Origin of the sequence: Parabacteroides sp. AD58, assembly GCF_023744375.2 — a bacterium.
Lineage (GTDB): Bacteria > Bacteroidota > Bacteroidia > Bacteroidales > Tannerellaceae > Parabacteroides > Parabacteroides absconsus.
This window is the reverse complement of sequence record NZ_CP146284.1, coordinates 903,589-916,925: the sequence shown is the minus strand read 5'-3', so window position 1 is coordinate 916,925 and position 13,337 is coordinate 903,589. Positions and strand designations below refer to the sequence as shown.

Below are 13,337 nucleotides of genomic sequence, written 5' to 3'. Positions count from 1 at the left end.
GCGTGAACTACTTAATCCACGACGTGAACTAAGTAATCCGCGACGTGGATTAAAGAATTCTTCCCGGCTTTCGGATTTTTATGCCGGCAGATAGAAAAGAATGATTCCCTGCTTTTGTTTTTATATCCGCAGGCCTGAAAAGTGTGGCAAAGACAAATTAATTCGTAATTTTGTATGCTTGAAAGAAGAATCAAGGGAAATAAGCTTATGAATCGGAATATTCTGGCGCTGTATCTGGTGAAACTTTCGAAATGGTTTTCGCTGGTGATGCCAATCATTGTGTTGTTTTATGAAAAACATGGCTTGGGCTTGCATGATGTTTTTGTCTTGAAGAGTGTGTATTCGGTAGCGGCTGTCACGCTTGAAATACCTTCCGGCTACTTGGCCGATGTCTGGGGGCGGAAGAAATGCCTGGTTTCGGGCTGTATACTGTTTTTTATCGGTTATCTGGTTTACTCGTTTACCTCCTCTTTTACTGCCTTTTTGGGAGCCGAATTGCTTTTAGGTATCGGACAGACACTCGTCAATGGCGCCGATTCTGCTTTATTATATGATACGACGGTACATTACAAGCGGGAAAATGAATACTTGAAATATGAAGGACGGATTACGATGATCGGAAATTTCGCCGAGGCTTTTGCCGGTATTTTCGGTGGTTTGCTGGCTGTTTATTCATTGCGTTTCCCGTTTTATGCCCAGGCTTGTGTGGCTTTTATCGGCATACCGGCCGCTTTTTCCCTGCAGGAATTCAATACAAAAGGAAAGATCCAGAGTCCGGTGACCGAGATCGTCCGAATTATCAAGTACTCTTTGTTTACGAATCGCCGGCTGTGTTGTAATATCATGTATTCGGGCATCATTGGAGCGGCTACACTGACGATGGCCTGGTTCGTACAACCGGTCTTGATGCACCTCGATACGCCGACTTCGTGGTTTGGTGTTATCTGGACTGTGCTGAATCTGACGGTGGGTGTTGCTGCCTTGTATTCTGATAAGATAGAGCACCGGTTGGGAATGAACAAGATGAATCTGCTGATTCTGGTCTTCATTGCCGGCGGTTATCTGGCCTTAGCTTATAACCTGACGTATTGGGGTCTGGCCATTCTGCTACTGTTCTACATTGTCAGAGGTTTTGCTACTCCGGTCTTGAAAGGATATATCAACCAATTGACGTTTTCCGACATGCGTGCTACGGTCTTGTCTATCCGTAATTTCATTATCCGGCTGATGTTTGCCGGCGCGGCCCCTTTTGTAGGCTGGCTCAATGATATGTATTCGCTGAAGACGGCCTTGCTGGCCTCGGCAGGGATTATTTTCCTGCCTGGAATTATTTTCCTGGTTCTGAGTTTTGAGGTGAACCATAAAAAGGAAGAGACGGAGAAAACGGAATGATCTTACAGTTCGATCTCGTCGCCCGATATCAGTCCGTTCATGATAGCGTAGAACGTAAGTCCCGAAACGGTTTTAATGCCTAATTTGGCTGTAATGTTCTTGCGGTGGGAGAGAACCGTATTTAGGCTGATATTAAGGTGTTCTGCTATTTCCTTATTGGTGTGTCCGCGTACGATCTGCTGGAGTACATCTATTTCCCGGCCGGATAGATCTTTGTTGTTGATATCTGTTGAACTGCTGGTATTCTCGGCCAGTAAGACAGATTCGAGCAGTTCGATGGTCGTTTCTATCGAACTGCGGGTTGAAATCATGTTGGTGACCGGCAGATTCGTATCCGGTTTGTCTACCAGAATAATCACCTTATTCCGTCGGGGCAGAAAATAATCCCAATAAATCAGGAAGGTCTGCGCGTCTGTAAAATAGAAATCAAACAGGTCGGGCTGTTTCTCGATCAGCGAGAGCATATCGGGAAAATAACGAATCTGCAAGGGCGAGAAATATTCTTTCAGCAGACAGTCGAGTCCGTAAAACTGCAGCCTGTCTGCCAAGATGATGGCTATTTGCTTATTCTTGGCCATTGGGATACAAAACTTTAATGCATATTATTGAGAAGTTCCATTTTATGTACGAGCGGAGACAGGATCCGGTATCGGATCCGGTTGTGCTGCTTGATGTCTTTCTCCAGACTGCTGACAGCAAAGATCACGGCATAGCAGAGGTTTTCATCGAAGTCACCAGACAGATGTTTGATCATGATACTCTTCAGGTCGGCAAGAACGGCCTCCAGACTGTCATCTGCGGTCTCATTATCAGAGAAAGAACGCATCTCTTCCTGATTGAATGAAACATTATGCTGTAATTGCCGGCTCAGCTGCAGGCAATAGGGGAACCATTCAGTAGCATCTTTCCTGATTTGTTCCGTGAGCTGTTCTTTAAACGACTGGAAGAATTTACCGATCAGGCTCAAGGTCGCATTGTTGGATTTGCTATGCGAGATGAAAGACTCCAGATGCCGGGCAATGTTCGGTATCTGAAAGCGTAAATAATACTGGTTGGTTTTGCTTAGGTAGTCGATGATTTGAGAAACATGAAATGCCTGAAGTCGCTTCTCCGGAAAATACTCTTCGTTCAGAAAAGTATTGATGATGATGAGCAGAAAATCCGTATCAATCTGATGATCTTCACAGATCTCACGAACGGTTTTGTCCTGCAATCCGAGCCGGATACCTAACCGGTTGATAACAGGAATGAGCGAAGTGTTTTCTTCCACCACTTCGCTCATTGGCATATTCGGTTGAATTAAAGCCATATTATGCTTCTTCCCACTGTTTACGTAATAAATTCAGGGCATTGACAACTGCTGCTGCGCGGTCTTCGCTCTGGCAGCCGCATTCGAAGCTGACGAATTTGTTGTAGCCAATAGCCTTCAATCCTTTGAATCCATTTACATAATTGTCGGCATCGCCGTCTTCACCAGGCATGCTTCTACGCTTACGGCTGGCTACATGCACGTGCTGCAAGTATTCTCCTGCTGAGATAAATGCGCCCATGTCTGAAGTCTCTTCCCAAGTCATGTGCCAGAAATCGCCCATGCAACGGACACCCGGATTATTGATGTCGCGGCAAATTGAAGCGGCATCAGCTACTTGACGCAGATAGAAACATTCTTTACGGTTCAACGGTTCAAAGATAACTGTCGTTCCATGCTCTTTGGCGAAGTTACCCATTTCATTGAACTGTTCGCACAAGAAGTCACGTGTTTCCATTGTATGCGGCATAACCGGAACCTGGTTATTGAAAGCCGGCACAATGATAACCCCCGTAGAACCAAGTTCGCCTGCAGCAGCAATGATTTCTTTCATCGTATCCATGCATTGCTTCCGAACCGCAGGATCAGTAGACAGAATGAATCCTTTGAATCCGGCGCAAATGGCACTGATCTTGATGTTTCGTCCGTTCAATGCCTGTTTGAATTCATCAACACGAGCTGCTAAGTTGCCACCGCCAGGTTCTAAACCGACAACTCCATTCTTTTCCATGAAGTCCAGTTTCTCATTCAAACTTTCACCCGGAGCGACGCCTTCCTGCAAAGACAGGTTCAATTGTGCAGCACTGTTGTATTGAATGCCGGCAGCCTTTGGCTGAGCAGTCGCTTCAGCAGATGTTTCTGCCGGTTTGCCTGTACAAGAAGCAATGGCTGTACTGCCTACAGCCATTGCAGCGCCTGAAAGAGTTGCTTTCAGGAAGTTTCTTCTATTGATAGTCATACGCCATTATTTCTTGTCAACCGGTTTGCCAGGAACTGGAACTACAAATCCGCTCATATCCATCTTACCCAGATTCAAGTCTTTCGGCGTGTAATCCAAAGCAGAAGCAGTCATTGCGTCCCAAGTAGTTTCTGCACCTGTATAAGCAGATTCACGACCCATAATAGCAGCCATGTTGGCAACAGCTGTTTCAGAAGCCTGTTCAATTGGTTTGTTTGCACGAATACAATTTACCCAGTTTACATGCTCCAGTACATACGGATTTGTCTGTTTGTATGTGTTCTTTTCAGCGTCACTGTCGTATTTCCAAACTACATTGCCAGCCAAGTCTTTGATTTCCATTGTAGAGCTGTCCCAAGAACCTTTTGTTCCTTGGATGAATTCACTTACATTGTTGGCGCAACCATCAATCTGACGGCACATACTATGCAGGTGAATACCATTTTCCATTGTGAAATCAACACTGAAGTTATCGTACTGGTCGCCTGTCAAACGGCGCTGACGTGAACCAAAGCCCACTGCCTTCACAGGTTTCAGACCACTGAACCAAGTAAATACATCGATGTTGTGAACATGCTGTTCTACGATGTGATCACCAGACAACCATTTCCAGTTTACCCAGTCTTTAATCATCCATTCACAGTCGCTCCAGCCTTGCTGACGTTCACGATACCAAAGCATGCTCTGGTTCCAGTAAACATTACCGCCTGTAATTTCACCGATAGCACCTTCCATAATCTTCTTGTAAGATTCAACGTATGCACGCTGGTGATGGCGCTGTGTACCAGTAACAACACACAGATTCTTTGCTTGAGCCTGCTTGGCCGTTGCCATGATTGTTCTGTAACCTGCCGGATCAACACAGATAGGTTTTTCCAGGAAGCAGTGTTTGTTCTTTTCAACAGCATATTGGAAATGAACCGGACGGAATAGAGGAGGAGTTGCAACGATAACAACATCTACACCACTATCGATAAGCTGTTTGTAAGCATCCAGTCCGACAAATCTTTTATCTGCAGGAATATCGATATTCTTCTCTGATTTCAATTTATCAGCCAAAGCATCAACTCTCTCTTTGAATGTATCGGCCAAGGCAACAATTGTAACACCGTTGGCGGCACTCAGGAAGTCAAAAGCAGCACCAGAACCACGACCGCCGCAACCAATGACACCGGCTTTCAGTTCTTTTCCGTCAGTAGCCATATCAGGCAATTCAGGAATGTAATAAGTTCCTGGTTCCTTTAATGCTTTAGGCGCATCAGCTGCTGTATTTCCACCACCACAAGAGGTTAATAATGTTGCAGCACTACCGCCACCAATGGCACTCAATGCGCCGGCCATAGCTGAACTCTTCAGAAATGACCTTCTGCTAATTCCATTTTCCTTCTTCATAATATTGTTTGTTAAGTCAGCAATTATGTTTTATGTGTTTTATTTGTTATTTATCATATTCGCATACCACGCGGAATCCGATACCTTTAATATCTGAATACCACCAGATACTCTTCGGTTGCTGCGGGTCTGTCTTTAACCAAGCTTCATGCTGTGTGCAAGCACGTGCCGCACAACGGACGTCAGCAGCATCGGAAGTATAGTTTCCTCCTCTCACTACCCATTCATCACCTTCTGTGCAGATCGGATTTGAAACCTTTTCTCCGCCTTGCTTGTAAGCATCCGGATTATATTTGTCGGCACAATATTCCATTACATTACCCAACATGTTCTTCAAGCCAAACGGGTTTGCCTTTACCTTTGAAGGTTCCTGTGTCTTGTTCTCACTGTTCTTTGCATAGATGACATACGAGCTGATACTGTCTGTCTCTGCATCAAAAAACTTTCTCCAGAATCCCTGATCCGAGAAGTCTTTTGGATTACCTTCAAAGAAGTAAGGCGTTTCTTTTCCTCCTCTGGCTGCGTATTCCCATTCCGCTTCTGTCGGCAGACGGTATTTCTTTCCTGTCTTCTTCGATAACCACTGGCAGAATGTTTCAGCTGCATAGTGAGTCATAGTGATGGCAGGTCTGTCGCCGCTTCCCCACCCTTGATCCGGGAATCCGAACGGAGGAGTAGGACCGGAGATGGCATCCACATCTGGATTGCTGTTGTTGGCATATACTTCTTCAGGCGGAGTACGTCCTTCACTCATTGTATTAGCAAAGAAGGCCCAGTACTGATCCCATGTTACTTCGAATTCAGCCATGAAGAACTTATTCAATGTAACTTCACGAACCGGAGATTCGTCTGCTTTATGGAACGGTTCTTTCTCTGTACTTCCCATCTTGAATGTACCGCCTGGGATAGCAATCATCTTAAATGAAACGGTTGTTCCAGGAATCTTTTCCGTGAAGTTCTCGAATGCCGTAATTGGTGTTGCTTCTTTATAGAAAAGACTTGTATCCACTACGCTTGTCATAGAGTTTGCTCCAGGAATACCCGTCATCTTGCCGTGGGTATAATTCGGATTGTAGTGACCAGCGTCTAAGTGACAACTGATACATTGCAGATCCAGTTTCTTTTCATTCTCTTCGTAATAGAGGTGAGCTGTGATGCCATCGTTCGTGATGCCTTCCGGAAACAGATTCTGGTGACAATCCTTACATGACTCATTAGGAATGTATTTTACGGCGTGCTCCAATTCAGACTTCAGCTCCCAATTAAAGTCGGCACTGTCTTTTGTGAGATACGACCATACATCTTTTAATCCCAATTTTGCTTTAGCCGAATAATGTTTCCAAGTATTTGACTGTGGTGGAAGGTGGCAAGCCACGCAATGAGTAGTAACTCCACTTCCGTTGTTTACGTGTTTGGATAATTTCCAGCTATCGTAAACATGGGGATGAACGTGACACATCATACAAGATTCGTCTGAAGAAAAGTATACAGATGCTTTGTATGTACCAATCATTAAGCCGGCACCTATTCCAATGCCCACTATGAATATAAATGGTTTCCTTTTAAAAAAGTTTTTCTTCTTTTCAGAATTTGAACTGTTTCTCTGGCTCATTTTTCCGTTCGTGTTAAATAATGGTATTCTTAAGTCAATTTTATTCTCCGCTTTCTTTTTTTCTTGAGATCATTCTCCTTACTTTTTGAAGCGGATTGAATGTTTTTCTCTTTTAATTTGTCTGCTAAAAAACAAATCGGGAATAAAAGTAATATTTTCCTTATTAAAGAAAAACTTTTATCCCCGATTTAACGTAAAATAATAAAATGATTATGTTTTTTTAAGCACTATAACGCATTTTGAATAGGTTTGATGACGAATGTGAAATCATAATCCTGATAAGGAACCATGTACTTTTCGAGTGGTAAAGCTCCCCAGCTGTTAACACAACCCAAACCCATTTGTACTTTATCAATGCAGAAGTTAACATAGTCTGTCTGCGGAACCAGTTCTGAGTGGCGTTGATCTTTTTCCAGACCATCGTCGAGTGATTCCATGGTGTAGTGCAGAGCGCTGGCAGAGAACGGAGCTTTTCCTACGAACTGAATTCCGTTGCCACCTTTGTTGGTCTGGTTCCACCAGCGGATATCTGTCTTCGTTCCTGTTTCCTGCGGACGGATGTAAGAATAGAACTGCTCATCTACAGTCTGAACATATTTACCGATATTGGTACAATTGTTTCTATCTACATAGTTTTCGATCGGACCGCGACCATAATATTGGATATTGGCCAGCTGTTTGTTCAGTTCTGTACGCATACCGAAGCGGAACATATTAGATACCTGTGCATTCTTATCGGTTGTCATGCTTTGTGTCACCTCGATTGCTCCCTGCTTGTCAATCCGGTAAGTCAGTGTCAGTTTAGCTGAAACACTTGGCATATCGTATTTGGCTGTTACAACAACCAGATTATTTTCTGTTGTATGCTCCAGGCTGGTCAGTTTGATTTCCGGGTTCTTCCAAGCCAGGTATTTCTTCTGCAGGCCAGCTCCCATGTCATTGTCGGTCGGAGCGCGCCAGAAGTTCGGTGTCAGTTGGGCACCTTCGTTCAGGATTGAAAGGCCATTAACTTCATACAAACTCAGATAACCGTTGCTGCGGGCAAAATCCAAATGGAAATTGTCGCCTTTGACAATCAGATAGTATTCGTCATTGTCTTCTACCACCGGAGTTGAAGTATAATCGTGCGCGATCTTCTTTTCAGTCAGCAGATTTTCCGGTGCTTTGTATTCACGGACGGTCAGCTGCTGATAAGCTACTTCGTGTCCAGCCGGAAGCAATGTCTCGGCATTTTTCAACTTGAAGGCTACGTTCAATAATACTTCCTTACATGGGCAGATGTTGTCTAATGTATAGTTCAGCTTTTGATTGACAGTCTGCTGCGGACCCACTTTCAGGTCGTTGATAATGCCCGACTGCAATACTTCTCCGTTTGCCAGCAATTGCCATTCAACATAGAAGTCGCTCAGGTCTCTGAAGAAGTTCTCGTTATAAATACTGATTTCTCCCTTCTGCAGGTCGACCGGTTTTACCCAGATGTTCTGATAAATGTAACCTACTTCATAAGCATGTGGATTCGGAACGCGGTCCGGACTGATTAGACCATTATCCTGGAAGTTATTGTCAGACGCGTCATAGCGGTTGAAGTCACCTCCGTAACCGTAGAATTCTTTACCGTCTTTGGTGAACCATCTGGCTGACTGGTCTACAAAGTCCCAGATAAAGCCACCCTGATATTTCGGATATTTGCGAACCAGATCCCAGTATTCTTTGAATCCGCCTTGCGAGTTACCCATTGCATGTGCATATTCACACTGGATAAGCGGTTTGTCAATATCACCTTTGCAGTATTCTTCACAGCGGTCGTACGGAAGATACATCGGGCAATAAATATCGGTATATTCGTTGGTGCGGGCCTGTTCATACTGAACGGCACGGCTCTGGTCTTCTGCTTTGATCCATTTGTAGCACGCTTCGAAGTTCGGACCGAAACCGGCTTCATTACCTAATGACCAGAAAATAATAGACGGATGATTGTATCCGCGCTGTACATTTCGCTGGTTACGTTCCAAATGGGCTTTGGCAAACAGCGTATTTTTAGCTAATGTCTCGTCGCCATATCCCATACCGTGTGATTCGATGTTGGCTTCGGCTACTACGTAGATACCGTATTCGTCGCACAGATCGTACCACAAGTTGTTGTCCGGATAGTGACAGGTTCTGACAGCGTTGATGTTTAATTCCTTCATCCGTTTGATATCCTGGATCATGCGTTCCTTCGAAACGACATATCCCTTGTCAGGATCCATTTCATGACGGTCGGCACCTTTGAACAATACAGCCTGGCCGTTGACCAATATCTGACCGTTTTTCAGTTCGATCTTGCGGAAACCTACCTTGATAGGAATTGATTCGATGATTTTCCCGTTCTCCTGCAAGTTGGCAACCAAGGTGTACAGATTGGGCGTTTCGGCTGTCCATTTTTCCGGATTGCTGACGTTCATGGTAGCTGTCTGCTTACCCGAACCCTTTACCTGAGCAGTTGTAACTTCTTTTCCTGCCTTGTCGAGCAACTTCAGGTCGACTGTTCCTTTCCCTTTCATCTGAACAGCGATCTGGAGTGTACCATCTTTGTATTGGGCATCCAGGTCGGGAGTGATGCGGATGTCTTCAATATGATTGGTTGTACGGGTATATAAGTAGCAGTCACGTCCTACACCTGAGTAGCGGAAGAAGTCCTGATCTTCCAGATACGTACCATCACACCAGCGGAATACCTGGAAAGCAATGACGTTTTTACCCGGACGGAGATATTTGGTCAGGTCAAATTCGGCTTCCAGTTTGCTGTCTTCGCTGTAACCTACAAATTTACCGTTCACCCATAAGTACATATTGGAAGTAACCGAGCCGAAATGAGCCATGATCTGACGGCCTTTCCAGTCGGCGGGGATTTCTATTACCTTGCGATAGGAGCCTACGTGATTGTTTACTGTTGGCACATAAGGCGGATTGTTCTTGTACTGGCTTCTCCAAGGATAACCTACGTTGACATAAATCGGATCGCCGTATCCGTTGAGTTCCCACACGCCAGGAACCTGCATGTCGTCCCAACCTTTGTCATTAAAATCGGCTTTATAGAAATCTGTCGGGCGCTGGTCGGCATTTTCTACCCAGTTGAATTTCCATGTACCGTTCAGTGTCATGTAATTGTCTGAAGCCAGGCGGTAGCCTTTCAAAGCAGCTTGTTCAGATTCATAAGCGAAATAGTTGGTGTGCATGGGCGCACGATTAATGGCATTGACATTTGGGTCTTGCCATTCCGGTTGTTGTGCAAATGCGGTGAGCCCTAAGGAGGCAATGGCGCAAATTAGTACTTTACGTGTCATGATATTGTATTTAAAAATTTATGCAAAAATAAACATAATGAGGAAATATGCAATAATAAATGTACCTTATTCATTTTTTCTTTTTACGTACACTTTATTCGTTCCCATACCCGAAATTGTGATTCCGCTGTTCGGATCCTGGCGGAAGCGTTGTAGTTCGCGGGTCGCTGTTGTCCGGCTAAGGCCGGTAAGCTGCGCATAATCGGCGATACGCATCAGCGTATGTGTCGATAAATACTGCTGCGCCAGGGCTAACCGTTCCTCTTCTGTGTAACGCGAATGGTGCAATACATTGCTTCCTCCCCGTTTCAGGTTACAATGTCGGTTCGTTCGTCTGATCAGTTCCTGACTGGCTCTGAAGTTGACGCCGTTTACTTCAATGCTTCGGGCGTTGCGTTCGCTATTGTCGTCGTCGGTAATATCTGTCTCCTTGTCTTGCGAAAGCCCCAAGGCGGGTTTGAATGTTCCCACGCCGTCGATCGTCACCGTGTAGCCCTGTCCCATGTAGAAGGCTAATTTTTCAGCCATATTACTCAGGACGTGCAACACGCTTCCCTCGCTCAGTCCTGATCCCGGCTGAGCTAATTCACTGACAAATTCCCGCATATTGATGCGCTGATACGTTTTCATTCGGTAGAAGGTCCGTCTTTTTCCGGAGCCATCCAGATCATTCATTTCCTGTTTGATGTATTCTGCCATGATATATGATTAGGTTAAAATAAAAATGGAAAAGACAGGAATATGTCTTTCCTACTGGGTAAAGATATAAAATATTCTGGAGAAAAATGAGGATCCTACTGTAAATTCTTTAGTTCACGTCGTGGATTACTTAGTTCACGTCGTGGATTACTTAGTTCACGTCGTGGATTACTTAGTTCACGCCGTGGATTACTTAGTTCACGCCGTGAACTAAAGAATTTATGCTGAAAAATATATTTTATTCTCTGGCCAATAAAAAGTTTATATAGGAAGAGTTTGCAGAAAATGAAAAGAGACGAACGAAAAGGATGGGTTTGTATTGGTTGTTGAATATAAAAAATAGGCTGTCAGCCTTTTGACAGGAGACAGCCTATTCTTTGTATGAACGAAAAAATGTCTAACGAATGTTACTCACGTTTTCCTAATTTGTGATCGATGATACCATAGTGATGATCACCATAGTTCTTCAAGTCGTCCAAAATACCTTTAGCTGTTGATTCTTCTTCTACCTGTTCGCGAACGAAGCCGAACAAGAAGTCTCTCGAAGCATGGTCCTTGTCTTCCTCTGCAATATTAACCATATTGTCGATCAGTTCAGAAACGTGCTGTTCGTGTTTGTAAACATGTTCAAATACTTCTACTGGAGAACCCCAGGCAGTCGGAACTACATTAACCTGGCCGATAACGATGTCACCACCACGATCGATACAGTAGTTAATCAGTTGGTGTGCATGAGTCAGTTCTTCACCGGCTTGTTTTTCCATCCAATGAGCAAAACCGTTCAAACCTTCTTTTTTGAAGTAAACTGCCATAGACAGATACAGGTTTGATGACCACATTTCAGCATTAACCTGCGCATTAAATGCTTCTGATAATTTAGTACTTAGTAACATGACATACAAGATTTAATAGTTCATTATATTTTACGAATGCAAATGTCGCATTAATGTTTGTAATAAGCTAATTCTTCACGATTAAATTTGCTTATGAACGTATAAATTTTATCTATTTCTGCTTCTCCATAATTGACATATACTTCAGCAGAACGGCGATATGCGTCATCTTTGTTTGCATCTTGCAGCAACAAATAGCCGAATACGCAATGAGCGGCTGCTTCAACCAGACGGCGGGCGTGGAAGTCGATGTATTCAGTATCTTTCGTTCCTGCAATCTTTTCAACCAGTTCGGCATACTTGGCCGTCATGGCCTGCAAGCGGGTCTGCAGCGGTTTCAAGTCGTCTTTGTATTCGATCTTGTCGTATTCGTGCAACTGGTTGAGATAAGTTCCGGTTGTGACGTGGCGGATGGCTGCTACAACCTGCAACTGAGTTGTTCCTTCGTAAATATTAGTGATGCGGGCATCGCGGTACAGACGTTCGCAAGTATAGTCTTTCATGAAGCCGGAACCACCATGAATCTGGATTGCATCATAAGCATTCTGGTTGGCAAACTCGGTTGTCATGCCTTTTCCCATCGGAGTAAAGGCGTCGGCCAGTTTGCTGTATTTCTTCATTTCCTGGCGTTCCTCCGGAGTCAGTTTACGCTCTTTGGAAATATCGTCGAGTGCTTTGTACATATCTACGAAACGAGCTGTCTCATACAGCATGGCGCGAGATGCATCAGCTTTGGCACGCATCAGCGAAAGCATTTCATAGATTGCCGGGAACTGTATGATAGCCTTACCGAACTGTTTACGGTCGAGGGCATAAGCATAACCTTCGCGGTAAGCTGCTTCACTTAATCCGACTGCCTGAGCCATGATACCTAAGCGGGCACCGTTCATCAAAGCCATGACATATTTGATCAGACCTAACTTACGGTCGCCACAAAGTTCGGCTTTGGCATTCTTGAATACCAGTTCGCAAGTAGGAGAACCTTTGATACCCATCTTGTTTTCAATACGGCGGACGTTCACACCTCCGTTACGTTTGTCGTAAATGAACATAGACAAACCACGACCGTCGTGTGTGCCTTCTTCTGAACGGGCCAGTACCAGATGAATATCTGAGTCACCATTGGTAATGAACCGTTTTACACCGTTCAGATACCAGCAGTTATCGGCTTCACTGAAGGTTGCTTTCAGCATGACCGACTGCAGGTCAGAACCGGCATCCGGTTCGGTCAGGTCCATTGACATCGTTTCGCCGGCACATACGCGTGGAATATAACGCTGACGCTGGTCTTCGCTGCCGAATTCGTACAAGGTTTCGGCACAGTCCTGCAAACCCCAGAGGTTTTCAAAGCCGGCGTCTGCACGAGAAACCATATCGGCTGCCATAATATAAGGTACAATAGGGAAATTCAGTCCGTTGTAACGGCGCGGCATGGCGATACCCATCAGGCCGGCTTTCCGGACGGCGTCCAGATTTTCTTGGGTTCCTTTGGCATAAGTCACACGACCATTGGCTACAGAAGGACCTTCATGATCTACGCTTTCAGCATTAGGAGCGATGATGTCTCCGCAGATCTCACCAACGATCTCCAATACTTTTTCGTAACTGTCCATGGCATCCTCAAAATCCTGAGGTGCATAATCATATTTATCTTTGTCGGCAAAGCCGCGTTCTTTCAGCTCCACAATACGCTCCATCAACGGGTGATGCAGGTGATGCTTCAGGCTGGGATTATCTAAATAAAAGTTAGCCATAT

General features: G+C 44.7%; 10 protein-coding genes. 1 reads left to right on the top strand and 9 read right to left on the bottom strand.

Translation table 11 applies throughout. The features are described 5' to 3' along the window. Positions 1-207: 207 nt before the first annotated feature. Positions 208-1,392 carry an MFS transporter gene (locus NEE14_RS03835; protein WP_251966515.1) on the top strand — a complete coding sequence of 395 codons (1,185 nt, stop codon included), beginning with the start codon at positions 208-210 and terminating at the stop codon, positions 1,390-1,392. 2 nt (positions 1,393-1,394) lie between these two features. Here NEE14_RS03835 and NEE14_RS03830 read toward each other — a convergent pair whose 3' ends face one another. From NEE14_RS03830 to NEE14_RS03790, 9 genes are all read right to left on the bottom strand, one after another. After that, positions 1,395-1,970 carry a LuxR C-terminal-related transcriptional regulator gene (locus NEE14_RS03830; protein ID WP_251966514.1) on the bottom strand — a complete coding sequence of 192 codons (576 nt, stop codon included), beginning with the start codon at positions 1,968-1,970 and terminating at the stop codon, positions 1,395-1,397. A 14-nt stretch (positions 1,971-1,984) separates the two neighbouring features. After that, positions 1,985-2,680: a helix-turn-helix transcriptional regulator gene (locus NEE14_RS03825; RefSeq protein ID WP_251966571.1), complete on the bottom strand. Its 696-nt coding sequence runs from the start codon at positions 2,678-2,680 to the stop codon at positions 1,985-1,987. A gap of 22 nt (positions 2,681-2,702) precedes the next feature. After that, a complete protein-coding gene (locus tag NEE14_RS03820; RefSeq protein ID WP_251966513.1) occupies positions 2,703-3,659 on the bottom strand; it encodes a sugar phosphate isomerase/epimerase family protein in 957 nt (318 codons plus the stop codon). A gap of 6 nt (positions 3,660-3,665) precedes the next feature. Continuing rightward, complete coding sequence (locus NEE14_RS03815; protein ID WP_251966512.1) at positions 3,666-5,051, bottom strand: Gfo/Idh/MocA family oxidoreductase; 1,386 nt, start codon at positions 5,049-5,051, stop codon at positions 3,666-3,668. Between the two features lie 46 nt (positions 5,052-5,097). Next, positions 5,098-6,663, bottom strand: a complete 1,566-nt coding sequence (locus NEE14_RS03810) for an SUMF1/EgtB/PvdO family nonheme iron enzyme (protein ID WP_251966511.1) — start codon at positions 6,661-6,663, stop codon at positions 5,098-5,100. Between the two features lie 227 nt (positions 6,664-6,890). Further along, entirely contained in the window at positions 6,891-9,989 is a 3,099-nt protein-coding gene (locus NEE14_RS03805; protein ID WP_251966510.1) for a glycoside hydrolase family 2 TIM barrel-domain containing protein, read from the bottom strand. A 66-nt stretch (positions 9,990-10,055) separates the two neighbouring features. Then, complete coding sequence (locus NEE14_RS03800) at positions 10,056-10,688, bottom strand: HU family DNA-binding protein (protein WP_251966509.1); 633 nt, start codon at positions 10,686-10,688, stop codon at positions 10,056-10,058. A 407-nt stretch (positions 10,689-11,095) separates the two neighbouring features. Continuing rightward, positions 11,096-11,581, bottom strand: coding sequence for a ferritin (locus tag NEE14_RS03795; protein WP_251966508.1), 486 nt, complete (start codon positions 11,579-11,581; stop codon positions 11,096-11,098). Between the two features lie 50 nt (positions 11,582-11,631). Then, entirely contained in the window at positions 11,632-13,335 is a 1,704-nt protein-coding gene (locus NEE14_RS03790) for an acyl-CoA dehydrogenase family protein (protein WP_251966507.1), read from the bottom strand. Positions 13,336-13,337 lie beyond the last annotated feature (2 nt).

Bases quoted from the DNA above. Each gene is read 5' to 3' on its own strand.
- NEE14_RS03835 (WP_251966515.1), top strand. From the start codon at position 208: ATGAATCGGAATATTCTGGCGCTGTATCTGGTGAAACTTTCGAAATGG.
- NEE14_RS03830 (WP_251966514.1), bottom strand. From the start codon at position 1,970: ATGGCCAAGAATAAGCAAATAGCCATCATCTTGGCAGACAGGCTGCAG.
- NEE14_RS03825 (WP_251966571.1), bottom strand. From the start codon at position 2,680: ATGCCAATGAGCGAAGTGGTGGAAGAAAACACTTCGCTCATTCCTGTT.
- NEE14_RS03820 (WP_251966513.1), bottom strand. From the start codon at position 3,659: ATGACTATCAATAGAAGAAACTTCCTGAAAGCAACTCTTTCAGGCGCT.
- NEE14_RS03815 (WP_251966512.1), bottom strand. From the start codon at position 5,051: ATGAAGAAGGAAAATGGAATTAGCAGAAGGTCATTTCTGAAGAGTTCA.
- NEE14_RS03810 (WP_251966511.1), bottom strand. From the start codon at position 6,663: ATGAGCCAGAGAAACAGTTCAAATTCTGAAAAGAAGAAAAACTTTTTT.
- NEE14_RS03805 (WP_251966510.1), bottom strand. From the start codon at position 9,989: ATGACACGTAAAGTACTAATTTGCGCCATTGCCTCCTTAGGGCTCACC.
- NEE14_RS03800 (WP_251966509.1), bottom strand. From the start codon at position 10,688: ATGGCAGAATACATCAAACAGGAAATGAATGATCTGGATGGCTCCGGA.
- NEE14_RS03795 (WP_251966508.1), bottom strand. From the start codon at position 11,581: ATGTTACTAAGTACTAAATTATCAGAAGCATTTAATGCGCAGGTTAAT.
- NEE14_RS03790 (WP_251966507.1), bottom strand. From the start codon at position 13,335: ATGGCTAACTTTTATTTAGATAATCCCAGCCTGAAGCATCACCTGCAT.